Raw genomic sequence first — 25870 nt, forward strand, 5'->3', positions numbered from 1 at the left:
CAATGCCATGAAAGCAGCGCGGCTGGAGGCGGTGGGCAGCATTGCGCTGCGCGAGGTCGGCAAACCTGTCCCCGGCCCGGACGAGCTTCTGGTGCGCATCGAAGCCTGCGGCGTCTGTGGCACCGACCGGCATCTTTTCCATGGCGAATTCCCCTGCAGGCCGCCGGTGACGCCCGGACATGAATTTTCGGGCATCATCGAGGCGGTCGGCAACGCCGTCTCCGGCTTTGCCGTCGGCGACCGCGTCACCGGCGATCCCAACATCGCCTGCGGGCGATGTCCGCATTGCCATGCCGGCCGGGTCAATCTCTGCCGCAATCTCAATGCCATCGGCATCCACCGCGATGGCGGCTTTGCCGAGTATGTCGTTCTGCCGCAGAAACAGGCTTTCATCCTGCCCGCCGATCTGCCGCTGACGCATGGCGCATTCTGCGAGCCGCTCGGCTGCTGCCTGCATGGCGTCGACCTTGCCGAGATCAGGCCGGGCAGTTCGGTGATCGTGCTCGGCGGCGGCGTGATCGGCCTGCTCACCGTACAACTGGCGCGGCTGGCCGGTGCCACCACCATCATCCTGTCGACCAGGCAGGCTTCGCGGCGCGCCCTTGCGAAGGAGCTCGGCGCGACAATGACGGTAGATCCGACCGCCATCGATGTCATCGATGCCATTGCCGGACCGGCGGGGCTGATGCCGGGCGGCGCCGACGTGGTGTTCGAATGCGCCGGCGTGCGCGAGACCGTCGAGCAGTCGATGCGGCTGGCAAGGGCCGGCGGCACGGTCGTCATCGTCGGCGTGACGCCGCAAGGCATGAAGGCGGAATTCGAGCCCTTCGACCTGCTGTTTAGGGAATTGAAGGTGGTTGGCTCGTTCCTCAATCCCTACACGCATCGCCGCGCCGCCGAGCTTATCGCGTCGGGCGCGATCGAGATCGACCGGCTGATCTCCAGGCAGGTACCGCTCGAAGATGCGGCTGATGTGATCGCCAATCCGCCGGCGCCTGGCGAGGTCAAGGTGCTGGTGGTGCCAGGCCGGGCCTGAGCTCTACCCGGGCAGGCGATTCAGTTCGCTTCTCGTCCAGGCGTTGGCGCTGCCCCTCATCTGGCTGCCGCCATCTTCTCCCCGTGAACGGGGAGAAGGACGCTGTCATCGCTGCTTCGCCAATCGCCGGCGTTGCAGGAAGGAGGCCGGCGTAGCGGCCAGCTTCTTTCTCCCCGTTTACGGGGAGAAATGCCCGGCAGGGCAATGAGGGGCGGCGCAGACATCAACAATTGATCATCGCCGCCTGACAAAAAGACCCCCGAGGCAAACACCCTCAGGGGTCTTGAACAATCGCTGTCGAAGCGATCTACAGCTTGCCGTTGCGCTGCTGGACCATCATGAAGGTATCGTAATTGTACTCGGCCACCTGCGCCCAGAGATAGTGCTCCTTGCGGAAGCCCTTGATCGATTCCCAGATCTTCTTGAACGGCGCGTTCGAGGCCTCCATTTCGGCATAGACCTCGTTGGCCTTTTCGAAGCAGGCGGCCATGATGTCCTGGCTGAACGGACGCAGTTTCGCGCCGCCGGCCACCAGCCGCTTCACCGCCGCGGGGTTCACATAATCGTATTTCTGCAGCATGTCGGCGTCGGTGGCTTGCGCGGCGGTGCGCAGCAGCGATTTGTAAGCCGGCGAAAGCTCTTCATATTTCGCCTTGTTGAACATCAGGTGGACGGTCGGGCCACCTTCCCACCAACCGGGATAGTAGTAATAGGGCGCGACCTTGTAGAAGCCGAGCTTCTCGTCGTCATAGGGGCCGACCCATTCGGCGGCGTCGATGGTGCCTTTTTCCAGCGCCGGATAGATGTCGCCGCCGGCGATCTGCTGCGGCACGACGCCGAGCTTCTGCACCACCTTGCCGGCAAAGCCGCCGATGCGCATCTTGAGGCCGGAGAGGTCGGCCACGGTGTTGATCTCCTTGCGGAACCAGCCACCCATCTGCACGCCGGTGTTGCCGCCGGGCAGGCCGAAAAGACCCTGGGTAGCGAGGAACTCGTTGAACAGGTCGATGCCGCCGCCATGGTAGTGCCAGGCATTCATGCCGCGCGCGTTGAGCGAAAAGGGAACCGCCGCACCGAGCGCCCATGTCGGGTCCTTGCCCCAATAATAATATGCCACCGTGTGGCAGGCCTCGACCGTGCCGGCCGTGGTGGCGTCCGCGGCCTGCAGGCCGGGCACGAGTTCGCCGGCGGCAAAGACCTGGATCTGGAAATTGCCGTCGGTGGCTTCCGACAGCATCTTGGAGAACACCTCGGCGCCGCCATAGATGGTGTCGAGCGACTTCGGAAAGGACGATGCCAGCCGCCATGTCACCTTGGGATTGGACTGGGCGATTGCCGGAGCGGCGAGCGTTGCCGCCGCGGCGGCAGCGCCGACGCCGGTGACGCCGGCCTTGCGAATGAATGAACGACGATCCATGCAGTTCCTCCCTTTTGGATCAACAGACCGATTTTCGGGAAATCCTCGGCTCCCGCATCGGTTGGCCGAAACAATACACGGGCAAGAAGTCTAGTCCAGCACGGCGGCCGGATTTGGTAACCAAGCCATGCGACCCTGCAACTATAGTCTAACGGGGGATTTCGTGGCCCATGCGACACGTTGAAACTTGGCATGGAAAAATGCCTAGGGATCGCCTATTTTGAAGGCAGGACATCCCTTGCCAGATGGAAAACAGACCCAAAATGCATCAGCCGCTCGTCGCCATATCGACCGACGTCCGTCAGTTCGACAACTACACCTGGCATGCCGCCCCACAGCAATATCTGGAAGCAGCGATCACCGGTGCGGGCGTGTTCCCGCTGCTGGTGCCATCGTTCGGCGACAGGCTCGACTTCGACGAACTTTTGTCTTCTGTCGACGGTGTCATGGTCACCGGGTCGAAATCCAACGTGCACCCCTCGCTCTACGGCGGCGATGCCAGCGAAGCCAACGGTCCCTACGACCCGGCGCGTGACGCCACCACGCTGCCGCTGATCCGCCGGGCGATCGAGCGCGGCGTGCCGCTGCTCGCCATTTGCCGCGGTATCCAGGAGCTGAACGTCGCACTCGGCGGCACGCTGGGCACCGAGATCCAGGAGCGCGAGGGTTCGCTCGACCACCGCGCGCCGGTGAGCGACAAACAGGACGAGCGCTTCGCCATCCACCAGACCATTTCGATCAAACCAGGCAGCTGCCTGGCCGGCGTGTTCGGTGCCGGCGACATCAAGGTCAATTCGCTGCATCGCCAGGCGATCGACCGGCTGGGGTCGAAGCTCGAGATCGAGGCAGTCGCCACTGACGGCACGGTCGAAGCGGTTTCGGTCAAGGGCGCTCGCGCCTTCGCCGTCGGCGTCCAGTGGCATCCGGAGTACTGGGTCAACTCGGACAGCAACTCGGCTAAGATTTTCCGCGCCTTCGGCGATGCCGTGCGCCTACATGCGGCGGCAAAGGCTGGCTCGCGGGCTGCCGCGGAATAATCAGTCGTCAGTCTTCCGGTCGCCCGCCAGCGAAAGCAAGGGCGTGGCCGGAGCGTAGGATTCGTAACCGTCGCCATCAGCCACGGCGAAGGTGACGATCGGATCGATGCCGTTGGCGCTGAAGGCGACCGTGCCGTCATTCTGTTCGTGCCAAAACTTTGCCCGTTCTATGCCGGGCAGCAGACGGCGGCATGCCGGGGCAACAGTAAGCAGGGACAAGCCATCCGAAATTTCGGCCCCGCGGCTCACCGCGCAGGCCGCCTCATCGCCATTGGCGACCAGCCTGTAGGTGTTGGACGCAGTGGCCTCGTCGGCGACGCTTTCCCCATTGCCGTCATGAAACAGTTGAACGCCGCCAAACAGGGCGGCGGCTGCGATCAATGCGGAAAGCGTTTTCATCATTCTTCATCCATGCACGCGGACAGGATGAAGAATGATTTCAAAGGGTTAAGCTGACGTTAATAAATGTGGCAAGCCTGCTATCAGCCGCGAGCCCTCACATGCGCCGTCTCTGGCACCGGTGTCAGCGGCCGGCGGTCTGTGAACCATGACACCAGATTGTCGACGCACAGATCGGCCATGGCGCGGCGTGTGTGCTCCGATGCCGAGCCAACATGCGGCAACAGCGACGTGTTGGGCGCATCGAGCAGCGCCTTGGGCACGTTCGGTTCGTCGGCGAAGACATCGAGCCCGGCGGCGGCGATAGTGCCGTCGGCAAGCGCTGCCGCAAGTGCTGCCTCGTCGACCGTGCTGCCGCGGCCGATATTGACGAAGACGCCGTTGGCGCCGAGCGCCGACAGGATCTCGGCATTGACCGCCTTCTGCGTCGAAGCGCCGCCAGGCGCCACCGAAATCAACGTATCGACCGCTTCGGCAAGGCCCTTCAGCGTCGAGTGATACTGGTAGGAAAGGCCTTCGACACGGCGCCGGTTGTGATAGGCGACCGGCAGGCCGAACGCCTCAAGCCGGCGGGCAATGGCTTGCCCGATGCGGCCCATGCCGAAAATTCCGACGCGGCGGGCGCGCAAGGTCAGCCGGCTCAGCGGATAATTGCCGTTGCGCACCCAGCTGCCGTCGCGCAGCCAGTTTTCCGCGCGCGGCAGGTCACGGATCGTGTTGATCAGCAGCCCGATCGCGGTGTCGGCGACCTCCTCGGTCAGCACGTCGGGCGTGTTGGTGACCATGATGTTTTTCGCCGCCGCATGGCCGACATCGACCGAGTCATAGCCGACGCCGAAGGAGGCGATGAGTTCGAGATTGGGCAAGGCATCCATCAGCGCGGCGCTGATGCCGGCAAAGGAGGCAATGCCGCGCACGCTGCGGCGCATCTCGTCGGTGACCAGCACCGGATCGGCGCGTTCGATCCTGACCTGGTTGAAGGTACGGTCGATACGCCTGACGGCATGGTCGCTGAAGTCCGCAGGCACCAGAATGGCGACGGCTTGCAGCTGTTCGGCCTTGGTCATGCCCGCTCCACCGGCTTGCCGGTCGACTGGCGCACATGCAGTTCCGGCTTGATCAATTCCTGCGAGGGCCGCACCGTCTGGCCGTTGAGCTTGTCGAGCAGCGCGCTGGCGGCGCGGCGGCCGACCTCGCGCTGACCGTTCCAGACGGTGGTCAGCGCCGGCGTGGCGATCGCCGCCTCCTCGAGATCGTCATAGCCGGTGACGGAGATGTCGATGCCGGGCACCAGGCCGGCACGGGCAATGCCGTTCATCAGGCCGATGGCGACGAGGTCGTTCCAGCAGCAGGCGGCGGTCGGCCTGTCCTTCAGCGCCAGGAATTGCCCGGCCGCCTCGAAGCCGGCCTGCTTGGTGCGCGGGCCGGCGATGCGCCAGGAGGGCCTGACTTCCAGCCCGGCAGCTTCCATGGCGTTGACATAGCCCTGGTAGCGGTCGCGGCCGGTCGAGGTCTGGTCGGTGCCGCCGATCATGGCGATGCGCTTGTGGCCGAGCGAGATCAGATGGTTGGTGGCGAGGCCTGTTCCGTAGGAGTCGTCGCCGCGAAACACCGGCACGTCGGCGCCCTCGACGGTGCGGGCGATCAGCACCGCCGGCAGGCCGTTCTCTTCGGCCATCAGGATGTCGGAAGCCGGGGTGCCGATGGCCGGCGACATGATGACGCCGTCGGCACCGAGCTGCAGCAGCGTATCGATGAAGGTGCGCTGCTTTTCGAGCTGGTCGTAGTGGTTGGACAGGATGAAGGTCTGCCGGCTGCGGTCGAGCTCGCTCTCGATCGAACGCAGGATCTCGGCGAAGAACGGGTTCATGATGTCGTGCACGACGACGCCGACAATGCCCGAACGCGAAGTGCGCAGGCTGGCGGCGCGGCGATTGTAGATATAGCCGATGGCGCGCGCATGCTCCTTGATGCGGTCGCGCGTCGAGCCCGCAACCAGCGGGCTGTCGCGCAGCGCCAGCGACACGGTGGCCGTGGACACGCCGAGTGCATCGGCGATCGTCGAAAGCTTGATTTTTTGTGCCAGCGCTTTGCGCTCCCCGAACGACCTGAATTCAGACCTAAACTGTTTAAAGGCGGCGTTATGCCACCGATCGGGGGCAAATCAAAGTTTTTTTGCCAGCGCCTCCGCCTCGACATCGGAGGCCGCGCGGCTCTGCAGTCGAAGCCGGTGCTCGCGGTGGACGATGTAGAGACCGCTAGCAACGATGATGGCGGCGCCGACCAGCGTCCAGCGGTCGGGAAACTGCTTGAAGACGATCCAGCCGGAAATGATCATCCACACCATCTGCGAGTAGGGATAGGGCGCCAACGCCGTGGTCGTCGCCAGCCGATAGGCCTGCACCAGCAGCCAGTGCCCGACACCGCCAAACACGCCAAGCATGAGCAGCACGAACCAGTGCCAGCCATCATGCGGCAGCGAGAAGGAGAACGGCAGCATGGGCAAAAGCAGCACCACCGGCGCCAGCGCCGAGAACAGGATCAGGCTTTCCGACGTCTCGGTCGCCGCCATGCGGCGCGTCATGATGACGTAGAAGCAGTTCGACAGCATCGAGCCGAGCGCGAAGAGATGTCCGATGCCGAAAACGCCGACGCCTGGCCTTGTGATGATCAGAACCCCGATGAAGGCGGCCAGGATGGCCAGCCAGCGCCGCCAGCCGGCCCACTCACCGAGCAGCGGGCCGGCAAGTGCCGTAATCACCATCGGCCCGAAGAAATAGATCGAGGTGGTCTCGGCCAGTTGCAGGGAGCGCAGGGCCAGGACGTTGCCCATGGTCGAGCCGAACAGGAACACACCGCGCAGCACATGCGCCGGCAGGTTGACCGGGCGAAACCGCACCGGTTGGCGCCAGCCGCGCAGCAACGTGCCGACCAGCACGACATGCACGGCAAAGCGCACCCAGGCGACGATCAGCGCGGAAACGCCGGCCAGGACGAGATATTTGCTTGAGGTGTCGAGGAAGGTGAAGAAGACATAGGTGGTCAGCATGCACAGGATCGCCACCGGCGGCGTCGCGCTTTCTAGATATTTTTGGGAAGCATTCACTTGCAGGCCGGGGGAAAAGCTGGGCTGAGGCCCACCTTTGCGGGAATTGTCGCTTGCCGGCAAGCCAAAAGCGTCTGGCACAACAAGACGCGTCGGCAGGCTTAGCCAGCCCTCGTCTCGCATGTGATGGCCCAAACCAGTGCCCCCGCTCGGGTCAAGCGTGAGGACAGGCTACAGGCATGGTCGCTGTTGTCGATCGACGTTGAAAGCATGCTGCCTTGACGACATGCGGCTTTCCGCCTAGCTCTGACGCCATGATCGCAATGGCTTTGATCGTCGTAAGGGAGCGCATGGGCAGGATGGTGTAACCATCCGGTGAAAGCACCCATGCGCGGTAAGCAGGCTCCTGACGGGGCCTTTTTTTATGCCCGGAATTTGGGCCGCCTCGTCAGACTTCAATCCCACCGACAAGGCGAGCGAGATCATGACGAGCGATACCCCCATTCGGAGTCCGGGCACAGACATATCAGGGAGAACGATGGTCTCCGAACCCGCTGCTCCACCCCGACTGATTACCCTTATCCTGCTTTCGGCTCTTGCCGTGTTGCCGGTCAACATGATTTTGCCGTCGCTGCCGAACATTGCCGCAACGTTCCAAGCTGATTTCGCATTGGTCAATCTGTCGGTTGCCGGCTTTGCGATCATCACCGCCGTCATCGAGGCCATTGGAGGCGCAATATCGGACCGATTTGGGCGCAGGCCGGTCGTCTTGATATCTCTCTCGATCTTCGTCATCGCGTCCATTGGCTGCGCTCTGGCTCCCAATATCGGCATTTTTCTTCTGTTTCGCGCGATGCAGGCGTGCATCGGCCCCTGCTATTCCGTCGCTCTGGTCATCATCAAGGAGACATCGGACGAGCGCGAAACCGCCAGCAAATTTGGTTATCTCGCCATGGGGTGGGCGCTCGCGCCCATGGTCGGTCCTCTGTTTGGCGGGTCACTGGACGAACTGTTCGGATGGCGGTCAAGCTTCGTTGTCTTCGCGATCCTCGGTATGGTCGCCTACGCCCTATCCGTGCGCGAGATCAGAAGAACCCCATTGTCGAGAGCGCACAGGAACTACCTTGCCTCCTACAGGCTGCTCCTGACCTCGACGCGGTTTTGGACCTACACACTGTGCATGGCCGCCTCGATGGGGGTGCTTTATGTCTTTCTGGGCGGAGCCCCATTGGTCGTCGGTGACGCGCTCGGTGGATCAAGCGCAAAACTCGGCTTCTACATGGGATTGGTCCCTACCGGCTTCATTCTCGGCAGCTATCTGGCCGGGCGTTACGCCTCGAAGACCTCACTGAGCGCCATACTTGTTTTTGCGCGCCTCCTGACCTGCGCCGGCCTGTTGGTCGGTCTGGTCCTGTCAAGTTTTGGCATCACTCACGTCCTGGTCTTCTTTGCACCTTGCGTGTTCATCGGCATCGGTAATGGATTGACCATGCCTGCCGCCAACAGCGGCGCCTTGTCGGTACGACCGGATTTGGTTGGCACCGCCGCAGGACTGACCGCCGCAATGCGGATCGGTGGCGGGGCACTCATAGCCTCCATCGCCGGCCTGTTCCTGGCAGATTCGATCCCTGCGCTGTTCGTGATGATGCTGATATCGGCGGCACTCGCATTGTTGGCGGCGCTGTATGCCGCCCTTCTCGACCGGCGGCCGCCAACCGATTGAGTATCCCTATGCGTGCATGCGGGCGCCCTTGGTGATCTTGTCCACGAGTTTCTTCTCGGCACGCAGCGCGATGCCGACCACCTTGGCGTCATCTGGCGCGAACTTGGCAAAGACGGCGCGATTGGCGGCGTCGAAGCCGGTGGAAAACATCTCCTCGACATAGAGCGAGGTCGTCACGCCGCGCTCCAGCGCGCGCCGGTGGATCGCGCTCAGCGTCGCCTGATCGGCCGAGAGCACGATGACCGGCTGGATCGACAGCGGGTTGTAGAGATTGCCTGATCGGTCGCGATAGGGCTCGCCGATGATGTCGGGGAACTGCGCGACGATGCCGCTGGTCAGGAAGGCGGTGACGTTGAGCTTCTGCCAGACGGGCAGATCTTCCCGCAGCACGATTGCAAATTTCGTATCGAACATGAGAAAATAGACCATTCGAGGTTGTGCCCCGATGTCGGGGCTGAAGGAGACGATGTCGCACGATCTAGGCAGCCAGGCCTTCGAGGGTCTTGGACGTTTGTGCACTGACGCGGCTGAAAACTGCATCATCTCCGCCCCGGCCCCTGCGGGCATGGAGCGAATCGAGGCGCGCTTCCACGGCAGCGCCTTCGATCTGCACCGCCATGACACCTACGCGATCGGGGTGACGCTGCAGGGTGTGCAGACCTTTCGCTATCGCGGCGCGACGCGGCTAAGCCTGCCCGGCCAGATCATCGTGCTGCATCCCGACGAATTGCATGATGGCGGCGCCGGCACCGAGGACGGGTTGCGCTACAGGATGCTCTATCTCGAACCCTCGCTGATGCTGGACTGCCTTGGCGGCGCATCGCTGCCCTTTGTCAGGGATGCCGTGGTGCGGGATGACGCCTTCTGCGCCACGCTGCTTTCAGCGCTGGGGCCGTTGGAGCAGGAACTCGACGAGTTGTTCGTCGACGATTTTCTCACGCAACTGATGCGAAGCCTGGCGCGCCATGCCGGCCAGCCGGCAAAGCCGATGGCCAGGACGGCGTGGCGGGCGGCCGCACTGGCACGGGACTATCTGACGGAGAACGCCACGCGCACCGTGCGCTCCGGCGAGCTGGAAGCCATCACCGGGCTTGACCGCTATGCCCTATCGCGGCATTTCCGCGCCGCCTTCTCGACCAGCCCGCATCGTTTCCTGGTGATGCGCCGGCTTCAGCGTGCGCGGCGGATGATCACCGCCGGCGAACCGCTGGCGCAGATCGCGGTCGAGGCCGGCTTCACCGACCAGAGCCACTTCAACAGGCAATTCAAGAAGGCGTTCGGCATGACGCCGGGACGCTGGTCGTCGCTGATCAGGGACTCGGCCCCGGCAGCGGCCTGATCCTTGCGATCAGTCGTCCGACTCGGCGTCGTCATCCATCAACACCAGTTCCTCGTTGGAGAGGTTGGCCTCGATGCGGGCGAGCAGCTTGAACAGCGCCTTCTGGTCCTTCTTGTCGAGGCCCTTCAGCGCTTGCTTTTCGGTCTTCTTCACCGACTTCTCGATGGCGCGAATGGTTTCGCGGCCGGTCTCGGTGAGGAAGATGTGCGCCTGGCGGGCATCGGCCTCGGAGGCGCGCTTTTCCAGAAAACCCTGCGCCTGCAGCCGGTTGATGGTCTTGGTGATGGTCGGCGGGCGCACGCCGAGGCGACCGGCAAGGTTGCCCGGCGTCTGGCCGTCCTCGCGGTCGAGCGCCAGCATGATCTGGTCCTGGCCGGCATAGAAGCCGTGCGCCAGAAGCCGGGCCGCCAGCGCGGTTCTTGCCAGCCTTGCCGCCGAATGCAGCCGGCTCATTGTTGCAGTCTTGTCCGCCTTGGCCATGGTCATCCCTCTTCGGCCATACCGGTGCGCGCAGCATAGACGCAGCCGGCCGGTTGGCAATCGACGATCAAAAAGATTCCGGCGCCCAAACAGCTTTGCCGGCAAGCATTGCGGTGTCCGCCGTGGTGATGCCAGATGTTTATTTCAGTTAGATGACAAACGAGTTTCCGGAGCGCCGGATTCACAGCGACCGCGTCGCAGGCACGGTCTGACGATCGGCGGCCCCAGACAACACACCCTCTTTATCGTCTCGTCGCCGAAGAGGCGAAGCTTTCCGCTGCCATAACCACAGGACAATCCCGGCCGGCCGCTTTGGTCCATTGGTTTGCCTCGTGCAAAAGCCCGGCACACATCCTATATGGAGCCGACAATCCCTTTTTCGCGGCCTGGATTTCAAGGCCCATATCTTTTGAGGCAAGCCATGAGCGACGCACAGACGCAGATCCCCGTAACCGTTCTCACCGGCTATCTCGGCGCCGGCAAGACGACGCTGCTCAACCGCATCCTGTCGGAAAACCACGGCAAGCGCTACGCGGTCATCGTCAATGAATTCGGCGAAATCGGCATCGACAACGACCTGATCGTGGAATCCGACGAGGAGATCTACGAGATGAACAATGGCTGCGTCTGCTGCACGGTGCGCGGCGACCTGATCCGCGTCGTCGAAGGCCTGATGCGCCGGGCCGGCCGTTTCGACGCCATCGTGGTCGAGACCACCGGTCTCGCCGATCCGGTGCCGGTGGCACAGACCTTCTTCATGGACGACGACGTGCGCTCCAAGACCAAGCTTGATGCGGTGGTGGCGCTGGTCGATGCCAAGCATCTGCCGCTCAGGCTCAAGGATTCCAAGGAAGCCGAGGACCAGATCGCCTTCGCCGACGTCGTCGTGCTCAACAAGACCGATCTCGTCACTCCGGAAGAGCTCGCCAAGGTCGAGGCGACGATCCGCGCCATCAACCCGGCGGCTCGGATCCATCGCACGACGCGCGCCGGCGTCGCGCTGTCGGAAGTGCTCGACCGCGGCGCCTTCGACCTTTCGCGGGCGCTGGAAAACGATCCGCATTTCCTCGAGGCGCATGACGATCATCATCATGACCACGATCATGACGGCCATGATCACCACCACCATGACCATGACGGGCATGATCATCACCATCATGCGCATCCGTCAGACATCCATGACGTGACGGTGCAGTCGGTGTCGCTGCGCGGCGGCGAGATGGACCCGAAGAAGTTCTTCCCGTGGATCGAGAAGATCACCCAGATGGAAGGCCCCAACATCCTGCGGCTGAAGGGCATCATTGCCTTGAAGGGCGATGACGAGCGCTATGTCATCCAGGGCGTGCACATGATCATCGAGGGCGACCACCAGCGTGCCTGGAAGGACGGCGAAAAACATGAGAGCCGGCTGGTGTTCATCGGCCGCGAACTCGACGCCGAGCGCCTGAAGAAGAGTTTTGACGCCTGCCAGGCTTAACCGCGGCGCAATCGGGCCTCAGGGGATTGAATTATCTGTGATGTACACATATTATGTGTACATCACAGAGGCGAGGGGATGGCCATGCCCAGATCAGCCGACAACAAGACCGAGCGTTATCAGATCCGCATTCCCCCGGTGCAAAAGGCGATGATCGCTCGCGCCGCTGCGCTGTCGCACAAGGATATGGCCGACTTCATCCTCGACAAGATCGTGCCTGAAGCACAGGCCGTGATCGACGCAGCCGAGGTAACGAAAGTGGCTGACCGCGACTTCAAGCGCATCCTCGACCTTTTGGAGCACCCGCCCAAACCCAACGCTAGGCTCAAGGCTGCGATCGCCGCCTTGCCGGATACTCTGTGACGCTGCCGTCCTGGCACGAGGAGTCCATCGCCAAACGGCATGACAGGGCTTCTTTCGACTGTGGCGACGCACAGATGAACGATTTCCTGCGACGGTTCGCCCGGCAGAGCCATGATCAGAACGCAGCCAAGACTTTCTGTGCGATCGATGACGCGGCTACGCAGCGGATTCTCGGTTTCTATACGATCGCGCCATCAGCCGTTGCGCATGAAACCGTTCCCGAAGTAATGACAAGAGGCTTGGCGCGACACGAGGTTTCCGGCTTCAAGCTTGCCCGGCTTGCGACCGACCGCACCGTTGCCGGGCAAGGACTCGGAGGTCAACTGCTTGTCGCCGCAGCGTTGCGCTGTCTGCGGCTTGCTGGCGAGGGCGGCGGTATCCTGCTCATCATCGATGCCAAGAGTGAGCGGGCGGCTAGATGGTATGCCAGCTATGGAGCCGAGCGCCTCCGAGGATCGGATTTGACCTTGGTGATGCCGCTGGCGACGTTCGCAACCGATCTGCGGGCCAAGGGACTGCTTTGACAATGGCCTCTTGCGTCGAGTAAGCCCCGCTTCTGCAACCTCGTCCAACTGTACAAAGATAATCATGCCAACCGTCGCCCCTCTCGACCTCGATGGCCATTGCCTCGCCGCCGTCTTTCTCGGCGATGTGCCGCATTTTGCGCTGGCCGACGGCGCCATCCATCGCCTCGACAATGGCCACAAGACGGTGCAGGCCAATGACGGGCTGCTCGCGGCTTTCCATGATGCTGCCAATGACCGGCTGATCACCGGCGGCGAGGACGGCAAGGTCTTTGCCGTGAGAGCGGGCGGCGGTCTCAGCGAACTGGCGAGCGCTGGCAAGAAGTGGATCACCAGCGTTGCCGCGGGACCGCAAGGCGCCATCGCCTATGCGACCGGCAAGACCGCCTTCGTGCGCTTCGCCGATGGCAAGACAAGGGAATTTGCCCATCCGCGTTCTGTCGAGGGGCTGGCGTTTTCGCCCAAGGGCATGCGCTTTGGCGTCGCCCGCTACAATGGCGCGACGCTGCATTTCCCGGCCGCCGAGGGCAAGCCGGTGGAGCTCGAATGGGCCGGCGCCCACACCGGTATCATCTTCTCGCCGGACGGCGCCTTCCTCGTCACCACCATGCAGGAAAACGCGCTGCATGGCTGGAAGCTGGCGGACGGCAAGCACATGCGCATGACCGGCTACCCCGGCAAGGTCAAAAGCCTGTCATGGAGCGTCAAAGGCAAATGGCTGGCGAGTTCCGGCGCGCCGGCGGCGATCGTCTGGCCGTTCTCGGGCAAGGACGGCCCGATGGGCAAGGCGCCCCTGGAACTCGGCACGCGCGGCAACGCCATGGTGACGGCGGTCGCCTGCCACCCGAGCCAGGATGTCGTTGCTGTCGGTTATGATGACGGCATGGTGATGGCGGTGCGTTTTTCCGATGCCAAGGAAGTGCTGTTGCGGCGGCCCGGCAAGGGCGCGATCACCTCGATGATGTGGGACAAGGAAGAACGCCGTATCGCCTTCGGCAGTGCGGCCGGCGACTGTGGCGTCATCGACATCACGGCGTAGTTTTCAAAATAACGGATCACTCGGCGCCGCAGGACACCTTGCCCGTCAACTCCGTCGGCTTGCCATCCTTGTCCGTGTCGGCGGCATTGTCATAGACGGCAAGCGTGTACTGCCCGTCATAGGCGCCTTCGTCGCTGGCCTTGGTCAGGATCGTCAGTTCGACTGAATTGAAGGCGTTTGCCACCTCTTGCTCGCGGTAGACGTTCAGCCGGAGCTCCTTGCCGTCCAGCCAGTACTGGGTCAGGTTGGAATCCTCGAACGTGGTCTTGCGCAATCCATCGCCAACCGGCCTCGCCTTGATTTCGAGATCGCCGCGAAAGTTGAAGGTCGGGCCGCCCATGCCTCTGGTGACGCCGGCGCCGACGTCGAATGTCACCGCCGTATCGTCGACGTTGCACCAGATGCCGCCTGAGGCGAAGGCCGTGCTGGCCGTCGACAGCAGCATTGCCGCACAGATGATCGTCCGCATTTTTGTCCCCCCACCTCAGTTCCCGCTGATATTGGCGCTGACTTCGCCAGCACGGTCAAGCGCCGCTGCCAAAGGCTGAGCCAATGCAGGGCCGACGCGCGGCCAATTGCGGTTGCGGACATGGATTGGCTAAGAGGTACGCACGAGAGGGGTTTCCATGCACAGCAGCGACAGTTCAAAGACCATCGGCGGCATCGATCATGACCGCATCGCGCAATTGCGCGAGACCGAAGGGGCGGCCTTCCGCGCAGCACGGCCTAAATCGCAAGCCAAGGTCGGCAATGGCCTGCCCGGCTTCTTCGGCGGCGTGCCGATGCACTGGATGAACGACTGGCCGACGCCGTTTCCTATCCTGGTCGACAGCGCCAGGGGCGCCACGATCACCGATATCGACGGCAACAAGCTCGACGATTTCTGCCTTGGCGACACCGGTTCGATGTTCGGCCATTCGCCGCCGCCGGTGGCGCGCGCCATCCGCCGCCAGGCCGGACGCGGCCTGACCTATATGCTGCCTTCGGAAGACGCGCTTGCCATCGGGCCGCTGCTGCAACAACGCTTCGGCCTGCCGTTCTGGCAGATCGCGACGACGGCGACCGACGCCAACCGCTTTGCGCTGCGCGTCGCCCGCGCCGTCACGGGGCGCGAAAAAATCCTCGTCTTCAACGGCTGCTATCACGGCTCGGTCGACGAGACGATGGTGCGGCTGATCGACGGCAAGCCCGTCAACCGGCCGGGACTGGCGGGCGAATTCCGCGACCTGACCCGCACGGCCAAAGTGATCGAGTTCAACGACATCCCGGCGCTCGAAGCAGCGCTCAGGGACAGGGATGTCGCCTGCGTCATCGCGGAACCGGTGCTGACCAATTCCTGCATGGTGCTGGCCGATCCCGGCTTCCATGACGCGCTGCGCCGACTGACCCGCGAGGCCGGCACGCTGCTCCTGATCGACGAAACGCACACGATCTCGACCGGCCCCGGTGGTTACACCAGGAAATACGGGCTCGACCCGGACTTCTTCGTGCTGGGCAAGCCGATCGCCGGCGGCGTGCCGGCAAGTGTGTGGGGCATGAGCGATGAAGTCGCCTCGCGCTACGCCGACTACAACAGGACGAAGGAGCCCGGCTACTCCGGTATGGGCACGACGTTGTCGGCCAACCCGCTGCAATTCGCCACCATGCGCGCCACGCTTGAAGAAGTGATGACGCCAGAGAATTATGACCGCATGGACCATCTGGCACGGCGTCTGGATGCCGGGCTGACCGGCGTGATCGACCGCTGCAATCTGCCCTGGCATGTCGCGCGTGTCGGCGCCCGGGTCGAGTTCATCTGCGCGCCCGGCCCGTTGCGCAATGGCGCCGAGGCCGAGACCGCGCATGCGCCGGAACTGGAAGCCGCCATCCATGTCGCGCTGGTCAATCGCGGCGTGCTGATTGCGCCCTTCCACAATATGATGCTGATCTCGCCGGCGACGTCAGGTGCCCAGGTCAACCGGCTGATCAGCGCCTTCGCCGCGGTTGCGGCAAAGCTTGCGGCATGAGACAAGCGGCCATGGACAATGCCATCGTGACCTCACCTTCGGGGTCCTCGCCCACCGAAGCGCAAGCCTTTCTCGACGCCCATCCCGAGATCGAAGCCTTCGATATCGTGCTGACCGACGCCAATGGCGTCGGCCGCGGCAAGATCGTGCGCCGGCACGAGCTGAAAAGCATTTTCGAGGGTGGCCGGCATATGCCGATCTCGATCCTCGGCCTCGACATCACCGGCGAGGACGTGCACGAGACCGGGCTGATCTGGACGACCGGCGACGGCGACCTCAGGGCATGGCCGATCCCCGGCACGCTGGTGCCGCTCTACGGCACCAACCCGCCGCGCGGCCAGGTGCTGATGGCAATGTACCATCTCGATGGCCAGCCCATGTCGTCGGATCCGCGGCTGGCACTGGCCCGGCAGGTCGATATCTTGGCGGCCAAGGGCCTGTATCCGGCCGGCGCCTTCGAACTCGAATTTTTCCTGCTGGCCAATGACCGCGATGCCGACGGCAAGGTGCAGCCGGCGCGTGCCGTGCTCGACGGCCGTGTCTCGGGCAAGACGGAGGTCTATTCCGTCGACCATCTGCATGGCATGGAGCCGCTGTTTTCGGACATCTATGCCGCGGCCAAGGCGCAAGGCATTCCGGCCGAGACGGTGATTTCCGAATATGCGCCGGGCCAGTACGAATTGACGCTGAACTACCGCAAGGATGTGATGCGGGCGGCCGACGACCTCGTCATGCTGAAGCGGCTGGTGCGGGCACAGGCGCGCCGCCACGGCGTGACCGCCTGCTTCATGGCCAAGCCGATCGAGAAATATGCCGGGTCGGGCATGCATTTCCACGTCTCGCTGCAAGACAAGGCCGGCCGAAACGTCTTTGCCGAAGCCGGTGGCGAGAGCTGGTCGCTACCCTTGCTGCAAGGGCTCGGCGGCTTGATCCAGACGATGGCGGAATCGATGCTGGTGTTTGCGCCGCATGCGAATTCCTGGCGACGCTTCGTCTCGCAATCCTACGCGCCGGTGGCGCCGACCTGGGGCGTCAACAACCGTTCGGTGGCGCTGCGCGTGCCGGCGGGCGACGCCAAGAACCGGCGCATCGAGCACCGGCCGTCGGGCGTCGACGCCAATCCCTATCTGATCGCCGCGACAGTGCTGGCGGGCATCATCAAAGGCCTCGACGAAGGGCTCGACCCCGGTCCTGAGACCACGGGCAATGGCTATGAGGGAGCGGTCACCCGCACAACGATGCCGGCGGATTGGCGCGCGGCAATCGAAGCGGCCAAGGCCTCCAGCTTCCTGAAAGGCGCGCTCGGCGAAGACCTGCACCGCACCTTCGTGGCGATCAAACAGTCCGAATATCTGCGCGTGGCACGCACGGTCAGCGAACTGGATTATCATCTCTACCTGCACGAGGTGTGACGACTTGATGGTGGGCGGCGATCACTTTTTAGCCGCCTGCCTCAAATGAGGTAGCAAACTGGCGCTACAGAACATATCATGAACAGATGAGCATTCTTACCGTTCGTGAAAAGCTGGCAATCCTGTCCGACGCCGCCAAATATGACGCTTCCTGCGCCTCGTCAGGCTCGGCGAAGAAGGACTCGCTGATGTCAGGCGGCATCGGCTCCACCGAAGGCATGGGCATCTGTCATTCCTATGCACCGGACGGCCGCTGCATTTCGCTCCTGAAAATCCTGCTCACCAATTTCTGCATCTATGACTGCAGCTATTGCATCAACCGCTCGTCCTCGAATGTGCGCCGCGCCCGCTTCAGCATCGACGAGGTGGTGAAGCTGACCATGGATTTCTACCGGCGCAACTACATAGAGGGCCTGTTCCTGTCCTCGGGCGTCATCCGCTCGCCCGACGAGACCATGGGCGAGATGGTCGAGGTGGCGCGACGGCTGCGGCTGGAAGAAAAATTCTCCGGCTATATCCATCTGAAAACCATCCCGGAAAGCTCGGCGGAACTGGTCGAGAAGGCCGGCCTCTATGCCGACCGGCTGTCGATCAATGTCGAGCTGCCAACGGATGAGGGTGTGAAAAAGCTGGCGCCGGAAAAGAAGCCGGAGACCATCCGGCTTTCCATGGCCAGGCTGCGCCAGAAGATGGAGGAGAAGGCCGAGCCGACGATGAAAACAAAGAAGAGCGAACGCTTTGCCCCTGGTGGCCAGTCGACGCAGATGATCGTCGGCGCCGACAAGACATCCGACGACGGCATCCTCCACACCAGCGCGCGGCTCTATGGCAGTTATCATCTGCGGCGCGTCTATTATTCGGCCTTCAGCCCGATCCCCGACTCGTCGTCGTCCCTGCCGCTGCGGAAGCCGCCGCTGATGCGCGAACACCGGCTTTATCAGGCCGACTGGCTGATGCGCTTCTATGGATTTTCGCAGCCGGAGATCCTGGCCGGCAGCAGCGATGGCATGCTCGACCTCGCCATCGATCCCAAGCTCGCCTGGGCGCTGCGCAACAGGGGACAGTTTCCCGTCGACATCAACCGCGCCGACCGCGAATCCCTGCTGCGCGTGCCTGGTCTCGGCACCAAGGTGGTGGCGAAAATCCTGCAGACCCGCCACCACAGGCGGCTGCGGCTTGAAGATGTCGGGCGGATTTGCCAGTCGATCGCCAAGCTCAGGCCGTTCATCATCGCCGAGGGTTGGTCGCCGGGAGCGCTCACCGACAAGCAGGGCTTGCGCGACAAGATCGTGCGCTCCTGCGAACAGCTGTCGCTGTTTTGACCATGCAACCGGCTGAGCTCGATCTTGCCCGATACAGTGTTCGGCTCGACAGCGAGACCGACTTTTCGGGCTGGCGCGACGCGGCACGGCGGCTGGCATTGAATGAGGTCAGTCCGGAGGACATCAGCTGGCATGTCGCGGCCGGCTCCGACCAACCGCCTAGCGATTTGCCAGCCGTGCCTGCGGGCGCGCAACTGGTCGTGCCGCGCGACTTCATAGGGCACGCCGAGACCGCCTTCTGCCACTCAGACCCCACCCGGTTCGCCTTTCTCTATCGATTGCTGTGGCGGCTGCGCACGGAGCCCAAGCTGCTGGCGATCGCGTCGGATCCCGACACCAGACGGCTTGAGGCCATGGAAGAAGCGGTGCGGCGCGACAGCCACAAGATGCATGCCTTCGTACGCTTCCGGAAGATCGGCGACGGCGCAGAGGAGCGCTATGTCGCCTGGTTCGAGCCCGATCATTTCATTGTCGAGCGCAACGCGGATTTCTTCGTCAGGCGCTTTACCGGTATGCGCTGGACGATCCTGACGCCTTACGCGTCGGCCGACTGGGATGGCGAAAGGCTGGCGATCGGGCCGGGCGCCGCGAAGAGTGATGCGCCTGATCAGGACGATACCGAAGCGCTGTGGCGCACCTATTTCGAGAACATCTTCAACCCGGCACGGCTGAAGGTGAAAGCCATGCAAAAGGAGATGCCGAAGAAATACTGGCGGAACCTTCCGGAGGCCTCGCTCATTCCAGAGCTGATCGCGGGAGCGGATGAGGCCGCCAGGGAGATGATTGCCAGAATGCCGACGACGCCGGCGCCGCACCACGCCAAGGTGCAGGCAAAGCATTGGCCGAAGCGTGAGCCAACCGAAGCACCGGAAGACGATGAAGCAGGCACCATTTCCGAATTGCGCGAGGCGGCGAAGGGTTGCCGCCGTTGCCAGTTGTGGCGCGATGCGACGCAGACCGTTTTCGGCGAAGGGCCTGACAATGCCAAGGTGATCTTCGTCGGCGAACAGCCGGGCGATCAGGAAGACCTCGCCGGCAAACCTTTTGTCGGCCCTGCGGGCAAGGTGTTTGACGCCATCCTCGATGACGCAGGCGTGGATCGCCAGAAGGTCTATGTGACTAACGCGGTCAAGCACTTCAAATTCGAGCCGCGCGGCAAGCGGCGCATCCACTCCAAGCCGAATGCCGGCGAGGTTCAAGCCTGCCGCTGGTGGATCGATCGGGAGTTCGCGCTGATCAAGCCGGACCTTGCGGTGGCGCTCGGCGCCACCGCGGCCCTGTCTCTGCTGGGCAAGGCGATCCCGGTGACGAAAATGCGCGGCCAGGTGATCGAGCGCGAGGATGGCCTGAGGGTTTTCATCACCATCCATCCGTCCTTCATCCTGCGCATTCAGGAAACTGCGGAGAAGGACGCCGAACGCGAGCGGTTTTTGCAGGATATGAAGCAGGTAAGGCGGCTGATGGCTGCTTGATCTGGCTGTCGGTCGGCGCCGCCCCTCATTGTCCTGCCGGACATTTCTCCCCGTATAGTGACGGGGAGAAAGACGCTGTCACCGGCGCTTTCGCAAATCATCAGCGTGGCAAGAAGGGCGCGAAGGTGCGCCTTAGCTTCCTTCTCCCCGTCACTATACGGGGAGAGGGTGCCGGCAGGCGGATGAGGGGCAGCGCTAACGCTTGTGCAGCGAAATGCGACGCGCCCTAACGAATGAGTATCGCCCGGAGATCGTTGACATTCGTGCCGGTCGGACCGGGCACGAAGAGATCACCCACCGCATTGAACGCCGTCCAGGCATTGTTGCCCGCCAGCATGGCCTTGGCATCCACACCCGCCGCGCGCATGCGCGAAACCGTCGAGCCGTCGGCGAAGGCACCGGCATTGTTTTCGGAGCCGTCGATGCCGTCGGTGTCGGCAGCCAGAGCGTGAATGCCTTGTACGCCGTTGATGCCGATGGCAAAGGCGAGCAGGAATTCGGAATTGCGGCCGCCCTTGCCTTTTGCGCGCAAGGTCACGGTTGTTTCGCCGCCAGACAGGATCAGCACCGGCTTCGAAAATGGCCGGTTGCGCGTCGCCACTTCGCGCGCGATGGCCGCGTGGACGCCGCCGACTTCGCGCGCTTCGCCTTCGATGGCATCGGAGAGGATGACGGCCTCGATGTCTTGCCGCTTCGCTTCCACCGCTGCTGCTTCCAGCGACACGCCAGCCGAGGCGATCAGGTGCACCTCATTGCGTGAAAAGCGCTGATCGTCGGGATTTGGCGCATCGGCCAACGGTGAATTGATGTGCGCCATCACCGAGGCCGGCAGATTCATGCCATAGGCCGATATCGAGGCCAGCGCGTCCTCGCGGCTGCCAATGTCGGGCACGGTCGGACCGGAGGCGACCAGCGCCGGGTTGTCGCCGGGAATGTCGGAGACAACCAGCGACACCACCTTGGCCGGCCAGGCGGCGGCGGCCAGCCGGCCACCCTTGATGGTGGAAAGATGCTTGCGGATGGTGTTCATGACCGCGATCGGCGCGCCGGAGGCGAGCAGCGCCTCGTTGACGGCGATCTCGTCGGCCAGCGTCAGGCTACCGGCCGGTGACGGCAGCAGCGCCGAGCCGCCACCCGAAATCAGCGCCACGACGAGATCGTCCTCGGTGAGACCCTGGACCTTGGCGAGCAGGCGGCGCGAGGCTTGAAGCCCGGCGGCGTCCGGCACCGGATGTGCCGCCTCGATGATCTCGATGCGCTCGCATTTGGCGCCATAGCCGTAGCGGGTGGCCACCAGCCCTTCGATCGGCCCATCCCAGACCTTCTCGAACGCCGCCGCCATCTGCGCCGAGCCTTTTCCGGCGCCAATGACGATGGTGCGGCCCTTGGGCTTCGCGGGGAGATGGTCCCTGATGGTCCGGTCTGGATCCGCAGCGGCGACGGCGGCGTCGAAGATCGAGGTAAGGAAGGCCCTGGGGTCGAGCACGGTCATTCTGCTTCCCTGGACAATGACAGCCCGTGCTTGTCGATGCCGAGATAATCGCACAGCGCGTCGACGACGACACCGTGATCCTCGCGTTCCGGCAAGCCGGAAACCGCGATCACGCCGATAACGCCTGCACCCTTGACCGTGACCGGAAAGCCGCCGCCGGCCAGCACGTAGTCCGAGACGTCGAGGCCCTCGCCAACCTTGAAGGCGCGGTCGGGGCGCTGTTGTTCCAGCACCATGCGGTAGGTGCTTCTGAGAAACCGCCTGACCACATTGATCTTGCGCCGCGCCCAGTCGGGGTTGGAAGCGTTCGAGCCCGGCATGGCGGCGTAGAACAGCGGCCGGTCCCACAGCCTGATGTCGACGATGATGGGCAGGTTTTCGGCGATTGCGCGCTTGCGAATCGTCGAGCCGATCTTGAAGGCGACAGCCTCATCGAAGGCGGAAAAGACCAGCGTCTCTTCCTGTTTCCGAATCAGAGCGATGTCGTCCGCAGCGGCCATTTTCTTTCTCCGAAAATCGTTACTCGTCGTTTGTACGACAAGCTCCGCCGGGTCAAGCTCCGTCGCGGCGGCCGCCTCACCCTGCGGCCATGTCGCTCTTGGCCGCCCGGCCCGCGACATAAACCTCGCGCACGGCGCGGTCGTCACCCAGCGTCTGAAGCAGAAACAATTCCTGGGCCAGCGTCTGCGCCGTCTCCATCCTGAGCCGCATCGCCGGCGTCGCCCTGGCATCCAGCACGACGATGTCGGCGTCGGTGCCCGCTTCCAGCGTACCGACCTTGTCGGCCACCGACAGCGCCTCGGCATTGCCGCGCGTGATCTGCCAGAAAGACTGGAACGGGTTGAGCTTCTCGCCGTTCAGCGCGATCACCTTGTAGCCTTCGTCCATGGTGCGCAGCATGGAATAATTCGTGCCGCCGCCGACATCGGTGGCAGCGGCGATCCTGAGCGGCTTGTCCCTGCGCCGAAAGCGCTGATAGTCGAACAGGCCGGAGCCGAGGAACAGGTTCGAGGTCGGGCAGAACACCGCCACCGAGCCGCTGTCCGAAAGCGCATCCGCCTCGCGTTCCGACAGATGGATGCAGTGGCCGAACAGGCTCTTTTTGCCCAGCAGCCCGTAATGCTCGTAGACATCGGTATAGTCGCGCGACCACGGGTAAAGCTGTTGCGTGAAGGCGATCTCGGCGTGGTTTTCCGAAAGGTGCGTCTGCATATGCAGGTCGGGATGTTCGCGGCACAGCGCTCCCGCCATCTCCATCTGCTCCGGCGACGAGGTGATGGCGAAGCGCGGCGTGATGGCATAGTGCTGGCGACCCTTGCCGTGCCATTCCTTGATCAGCGCCTTGCTGTCGTCATAGCCGGATTGCGGCGTGTCGAGCACGCCGTCGGGCGCATTGCGGTCCATCATCACCTTGCCCGCGATGTTGAGCATGTTGCGGTCATGCGACTCGGCGAAGAAGGCTTCCGCCGAGGCCTTGTGCACCGAGCAGTAGGCGGTGACCGTCGTCGTGCCGTGCCGCACCATCTCGTCGAGGAACAGCCGCGCGATGCGGCGGCCGTGCTGCGCGTTGGCGAACTTCGTCTCTTCCGGGAAGGTGTAGGTGTTCAGCCAATCGAGCAGTTCGGCGCCGTAGGAGGCGATGATCTGCATCTGCGGGAAATGCACGTGGGTATCGATGAAGCCCGGCAGCAGCAGATGCGGCCGGTGATCGATTTTTTTGGCGCCCTCACCGGCCTGTTTCTCGACATCGCGGTAGTCGCCGACAGCAACGATCTTGCCATCGCTGATCAGCAGGCCGCCGTCCTCCTCGTAGCGCCAGGCCGAATGGTCATCGGTGGTTTCAGGCCAGCGCACGAAGGACAGCGTGCGGCCGCGCAGAAGTGTCGAACTCATGCTATTTCCCTGCGCCTTCGAACCAGGCCACCAGCAGCGCTCGCTCCTTGTCGGTAATTTGGCTGACATTGGCGGGCGGCATGGCGTGGCTGCGGCCGGCCTGCAGATAGATTTCGCGGGCGTGGTTGGCGATTGCCGCGTCGCTGTCCAACATCACCCCCTTCGGTGCGTGGTAGATGCCCTCATAGACTGGTTCCTGGGCGTGGCACATGGAGCAGCGGCCGAGCACGGTGTCGCGCACGGCCGGGAAATGGGCCGAGGCGATATAGATGTCCGCCGAGGCGGACGCCTTCGGCTCATCGGTCAGCACCTTCGGCACGGTCGACAGCCAGATAATGATGATGAACAGGACAAGGGCGCCCAGCCAGGTCCAGTGCGGGTTGCCCTTGCGCGCATGGACGCTGTTGAAATAGTGCCGGATCAGCACGCCGATGATGAACACCAGCGAGGCGATGACCCAGTTGAACTGCGTGCCGAACGCCAAGGGATAGTGGTTCGACAGCATCAGGAACAGCACCGGCAGCGTCAAATAATTGTTGTGAAGCGAGCGCTGCTTGGCGATCTTGCCGTATTTCGGGTCGGGCTTGCGGCCGGCGATGAGATCGGCAACGACGATCTTCTGGTTGGGGATGATGACCATGAAGACATTGGCCGACATGATCGTGGCGGTGATCGCACCCAGATGCAGGAAGGCGGCGCGGCCGGTGAACAGATGGGTCAGCCCCCAGGCGATGAACACCAGCACGCCATAGAGCACCAGCATCAGGCCTGTGTCGCTTTTGCCAAGCGGCGAGCGGCAGAGCAGATCGTAGACCACCCAGCCGACACCAATCGTCGCCATCGACAAAAGGATGCCGACCGGCACCGACATCGGCAACACGTTGGGATCGATCAGGAACAGGTCGGCCCCGGCATAGTAGACGACGCACAGCATGGCGAAGCCGGACAGCCAGGTGGCGTAGGACTCCCATTTGAACCAGGTCAGGTGCTCGGGCATCTCGGCCGGCGCCACCAGATATTTCTGGATGTGGTAGAAGCCGCCGCCATGCACCTGCCATTCCTCGCCGAAGGCGCCAACCGGCATGCCGGGACGCTGGCGCAGGCCGAGATCGAGCGCGACGAAATAGAAGGACGAGCCGATCCAGGCGATGCCGGTGATGACATGCAGCCAGCGCACGGCAAAACTCAGCCAGTCCCAGAAAATCGCGAAATCCATCATTGAAGTCGTCCCTGCCGATTGGCTGACTTTACGGTGTCGCACGCAAACGGAAAGAGGCGAGGTGTACGATGACTTTCAAAAAAAAATGGAAAATACTAGGGTGGTCCCACGCAGCAGGATGGGAGCCGCCCGAAGGCGGCCTCAGGAAAGCCACGGAACCGCATGGCCTATCTCGACAACATCGCCGTCTTCGTTCGTGTCGTCGAACTCGGCAATCTGTCGGCGGCAGGACGCGACATGCGCATTTCGCCGGCGGTCGCCTCAAACCGAATCAAGGAGTTGGAGAAGCATCTGGGCGTCAGGCTGTTCAACCGCACGACCAGACAGTTGATGCCGACAGAACATGGCACGGTCTTTTACTCCGGCGCCAAGCAAGTGCTGGAAGCGATCACAGAAGCGGAAGCGGCCGTCTCGGCGCTTTCCGGCCAGCCGCGCGGAACCATTCGTGTGACCGCGCCTCTGGGACTCGGGCGCCGGCTGGTGGCCTCGGGCATTCCCGACTTCCACGACAAATACCCCGATATTGAGGTGCGGCTCAGGCTCTCGGATCACAATGTCGACATCATGAAGGAAGGCATCGACGTCGCCTTCCGGCTCGGCATCATCGAGGATTCCAGTCTCAGGATGCGCGGCATCATGGAATGCGAGCGCGTGCTAGTGGCGGCGCCGAAATATCTGGAGGCGCGCGGCGAACCTATGGAACCGCAGGAACTGATCGGCAAGAAGCACGACTGCCTGATGCTGCGCTATTCCGGCGCGCGCGAATATGTCTGGACGCTGCAAACGCCCACCGGCCCGCAGAAGTTCGAGGTGCATGGGCCCTATGACACCGACGATGGCGACGTGCTGACCGGCTGGGCGCTGTCCGGACGCGGCATCATCAACAAGCCGCGGTTCGAGGTCGAACCGTTCATCCGCGACCAACGGCTGAAAGTCATCCTGAGCAGCACGCCACCGACGCCGGTGCAGTTCGCCGCCGTCTATCCACACAAGAAGCTGCAGGACCCCAAGGTGCGGCTGCTGCTCGACTTCATGGCCGAGCGCTGCCAGCGGCTGATCAAGGATCTTTTGGCCGGCAAGTGAGGGGTTGGCTGACAATCAGGCTGGCCGGCAAGTGAGGGCTCGCTGGTCCATTCAACGGGCTTGCCTTGCGCGGCAGCGAACTTAGGTTGGT

25 protein-coding genes are annotated in these 25870 nt (G+C 63.2%); 13 read left to right on the forward strand and 12 right to left on the reverse strand.

All coding sequences use genetic code 11. The features are described 5' to 3' along the window. The first annotated feature begins 7 nt into the window (after nt 1–7). Nucleotides 8–1036 carry a zinc-dependent alcohol dehydrogenase family protein gene (locus DBIPINDM_RS14355; protein ID WP_258587870.1) on the forward strand — a complete coding sequence of 343 codons (1029 nt, stop codon included), beginning with the start codon at nt 8–10 and terminating at the stop codon, nt 1034–1036. A gap of 307 nt (nt 1037–1343) precedes the next feature. On the opposite strand, the gene DBIPINDM_RS14360 is transcribed toward DBIPINDM_RS14355, so the two are convergent. Next, nucleotides 1344–2453: a TRAP transporter substrate-binding protein gene (locus tag DBIPINDM_RS14360; protein ID WP_258587871.1), complete on the reverse strand. Its 1110-nt coding sequence runs from the start codon at nt 2451–2453 to the stop codon at nt 1344–1346. Between the two features lie 263 nt (nt 2454–2716). Here DBIPINDM_RS14360 and DBIPINDM_RS14365 point away from each other — a divergent pair, with 263 nt between their 5' ends. Further along, a complete protein-coding gene (locus DBIPINDM_RS14365; RefSeq protein WP_258587872.1) occupies nt 2717–3490 on the forward strand; it encodes a gamma-glutamyl-gamma-aminobutyrate hydrolase family protein in 774 nt (257 codons plus the stop codon). Here the strand turns inward: DBIPINDM_RS14365 and DBIPINDM_RS14370 are convergent, their stop codons facing one another. From DBIPINDM_RS14370 to DBIPINDM_RS14385, 4 genes are all read right to left on the reverse strand, one after another. Further along, entirely contained in the window at nt 3491–3889 is a 399-nt protein-coding gene (locus DBIPINDM_RS14370; RefSeq protein WP_258587873.1) for a hypothetical protein, read from the reverse strand. An 83-nt stretch (nt 3890–3972) separates the two neighbouring features. Further along, nucleotides 3973–4956, reverse strand: coding sequence for a 2-hydroxyacid dehydrogenase (locus tag DBIPINDM_RS14375; protein ID WP_258587874.1), 984 nt, complete (start codon nt 4954–4956; stop codon nt 3973–3975). Next, nucleotides 4953–5975 (reverse strand): LacI family DNA-binding transcriptional regulator, encoded by a 1023-nt coding sequence (locus DBIPINDM_RS14380; RefSeq protein ID WP_202353617.1) that lies wholly within the window; start codon nt 5973–5975, stop codon nt 4953–4955. The genes DBIPINDM_RS14375 and DBIPINDM_RS14380 overlap by 4 nt, the downstream gene beginning before the upstream one ends. Before the next feature lie 78 nt (nt 5976–6053). After that, nucleotides 6054–6938 carry a DMT family transporter gene (locus DBIPINDM_RS14385; protein ID WP_258587875.1) on the reverse strand — a complete coding sequence of 295 codons (885 nt, stop codon included), beginning with the start codon at nt 6936–6938 and terminating at the stop codon, nt 6054–6056. Nucleotides 6939–7419: 481 nt separating this feature from the next. Between DBIPINDM_RS14385 and DBIPINDM_RS14390 the strand changes: the two genes are divergently transcribed. Then, on the forward strand, nt 7420–8658 hold the full coding sequence (locus tag DBIPINDM_RS14390) for a multidrug effflux MFS transporter (protein ID WP_258587876.1): 1239 nt from the start codon (nt 7420–7422) through the stop codon (nt 8656–8658). 6 nt (nt 8659–8664) lie between these two features. Here the strand turns inward: DBIPINDM_RS14390 and DBIPINDM_RS14395 are convergent, their stop codons facing one another. Then, a complete protein-coding gene (locus tag DBIPINDM_RS14395; RefSeq protein WP_258589269.1) occupies nt 8665–9072 on the reverse strand; it encodes a DUF2000 family protein in 408 nt (135 codons plus the stop codon). Nucleotides 9073–9124: 52 nt separating this feature from the next. Here DBIPINDM_RS14395 and DBIPINDM_RS14400 point away from each other — a divergent pair, with 52 nt between their 5' ends. Then, nucleotides 9125–9997, forward strand: coding sequence for an AraC family transcriptional regulator (locus DBIPINDM_RS14400; protein WP_258587877.1), 873 nt, complete (start codon nt 9125–9127; stop codon nt 9995–9997). Nucleotides 9998–10006: 9 nt separating this feature from the next. Here the strand turns inward: DBIPINDM_RS14400 and DBIPINDM_RS14405 are convergent, their stop codons facing one another. After that, nucleotides 10007–10477, reverse strand: coding sequence for a MarR family winged helix-turn-helix transcriptional regulator (locus DBIPINDM_RS14405; protein ID WP_258587878.1), 471 nt, complete (start codon nt 10475–10477; stop codon nt 10007–10009). 421 nt (nt 10478–10898) lie between these two features. On the opposite strand from DBIPINDM_RS14405, the gene DBIPINDM_RS14410 reads away from it, so the two are divergent. The 4 genes from DBIPINDM_RS14410 to DBIPINDM_RS14425 all read left to right on the forward strand — a co-directional run bounded on the left by DBIPINDM_RS14410 (nt 10899) and on the right by DBIPINDM_RS14425 (nt 13880). After that, entirely contained in the window at nt 10899–11954 is a 1056-nt protein-coding gene (locus DBIPINDM_RS14410) for a CobW family GTP-binding protein (RefSeq protein WP_258587879.1), read from the forward strand. 84 nt (nt 11955–12038) lie between these two features. After that, on the forward strand, nt 12039–12317 hold the full coding sequence (locus tag DBIPINDM_RS14415; RefSeq protein WP_027061237.1) for a DUF1778 domain-containing protein: 279 nt from the start codon (nt 12039–12041) through the stop codon (nt 12315–12317). Next, the gene (locus DBIPINDM_RS14420) at nt 12314–12841 is read left to right on the forward strand and encodes a GNAT family N-acetyltransferase (protein WP_258587880.1); all 528 of its coding nucleotides are present in this window, start codon (nt 12314–12316) and stop codon (nt 12839–12841) included. The genes DBIPINDM_RS14415 and DBIPINDM_RS14420 overlap by 4 nt, the downstream gene beginning before the upstream one ends. A gap of 64 nt (nt 12842–12905) precedes the next feature. After that, nucleotides 12906–13880 carry a WD40 repeat domain-containing protein gene (locus tag DBIPINDM_RS14425; RefSeq protein ID WP_258587881.1) on the forward strand — a complete coding sequence of 325 codons (975 nt, stop codon included), beginning with the start codon at nt 12906–12908 and terminating at the stop codon, nt 13878–13880. Between the two features lie 16 nt (nt 13881–13896). On the opposite strand, the gene DBIPINDM_RS14430 is transcribed toward DBIPINDM_RS14425, so the two are convergent. Continuing rightward, nucleotides 13897–14349 carry a hypothetical protein gene (locus DBIPINDM_RS14430; RefSeq protein ID WP_258587882.1) on the reverse strand — a complete coding sequence of 151 codons (453 nt, stop codon included), beginning with the start codon at nt 14347–14349 and terminating at the stop codon, nt 13897–13899. 157 nt (nt 14350–14506) lie between these two features. On the opposite strand from DBIPINDM_RS14430, the gene DBIPINDM_RS14435 reads away from it, so the two are divergent. The 4 genes from DBIPINDM_RS14435 to DBIPINDM_RS14450 all read left to right on the forward strand — a co-directional run bounded on the left by DBIPINDM_RS14435 (nt 14507) and on the right by DBIPINDM_RS14450 (nt 20092). Continuing rightward, nucleotides 14507–15886 carry an aspartate aminotransferase family protein gene (locus tag DBIPINDM_RS14435; RefSeq protein WP_258587883.1) on the forward strand — a complete coding sequence of 460 codons (1380 nt, stop codon included), beginning with the start codon at nt 14507–14509 and terminating at the stop codon, nt 15884–15886. Nucleotides 15887–15897: 11 nt separating this feature from the next. Next, on the forward strand, nt 15898–17298 hold the full coding sequence (locus DBIPINDM_RS14440; RefSeq protein ID WP_258587884.1) for a glutamine synthetase family protein: 1401 nt from the start codon (nt 15898–15900) through the stop codon (nt 17296–17298). Nucleotides 17299–17384: 86 nt separating this feature from the next. Next, complete coding sequence (locus DBIPINDM_RS14445; protein WP_258587885.1) at nt 17385–18620, forward strand: putative DNA modification/repair radical SAM protein; 1236 nt, start codon at nt 17385–17387, stop codon at nt 18618–18620. A gap of 2 nt (nt 18621–18622) precedes the next feature. Beyond that, complete coding sequence (locus tag DBIPINDM_RS14450; protein WP_258587886.1) at nt 18623–20092, forward strand: UdgX family uracil-DNA binding protein; 1470 nt, start codon at nt 18623–18625, stop codon at nt 20090–20092. Between the two features lie 226 nt (nt 20093–20318). Here the strand turns inward: DBIPINDM_RS14450 and DBIPINDM_RS14455 are convergent, their stop codons facing one another. The 4 genes from DBIPINDM_RS14455 to DBIPINDM_RS14470 form a co-directional block, all read right to left on the reverse strand. Further along, nucleotides 20319–21584, reverse strand: coding sequence for a glycerate kinase type-2 family protein (locus tag DBIPINDM_RS14455; protein WP_258587887.1), 1266 nt, complete (start codon nt 21582–21584; stop codon nt 20319–20321). Then, nucleotides 21581–22084: a heme-degrading domain-containing protein gene (locus DBIPINDM_RS14460; RefSeq protein WP_258587888.1), complete on the reverse strand. Its 504-nt coding sequence runs from the start codon at nt 22082–22084 to the stop codon at nt 21581–21583. The genes DBIPINDM_RS14455 and DBIPINDM_RS14460 overlap by 4 nt, the downstream gene beginning before the upstream one ends. 76 nt (nt 22085–22160) lie before the next feature. Then, nucleotides 22161–23477 carry a guanine deaminase gene (gene guaD, locus DBIPINDM_RS14465; RefSeq protein ID WP_258587889.1) on the reverse strand — a complete coding sequence of 439 codons (1317 nt, stop codon included), beginning with the start codon at nt 23475–23477 and terminating at the stop codon, nt 22161–22163. A gap of 1 nt (nt 23478) precedes the next feature. Beyond that, nucleotides 23479–24696: a urate hydroxylase PuuD gene (locus tag DBIPINDM_RS14470; RefSeq protein WP_258587890.1), complete on the reverse strand. Its 1218-nt coding sequence runs from the start codon at nt 24694–24696 to the stop codon at nt 23479–23481. A gap of 162 nt (nt 24697–24858) precedes the next feature. Between DBIPINDM_RS14470 and DBIPINDM_RS14475 the strand changes: the two genes are divergently transcribed. After that, nucleotides 24859–25779, forward strand: coding sequence for a LysR family transcriptional regulator (locus DBIPINDM_RS14475; protein WP_258587891.1), 921 nt, complete (start codon nt 24859–24861; stop codon nt 25777–25779). The last annotated feature ends 91 nt before the right edge of the window (nt 25780–25870 follow it).

It is taken from the genome of Mesorhizobium sp. AR02, assembly GCF_024746835.1.
GTDB lineage: Bacteria > Pseudomonadota > Alphaproteobacteria > Rhizobiales > Rhizobiaceae > Mesorhizobium.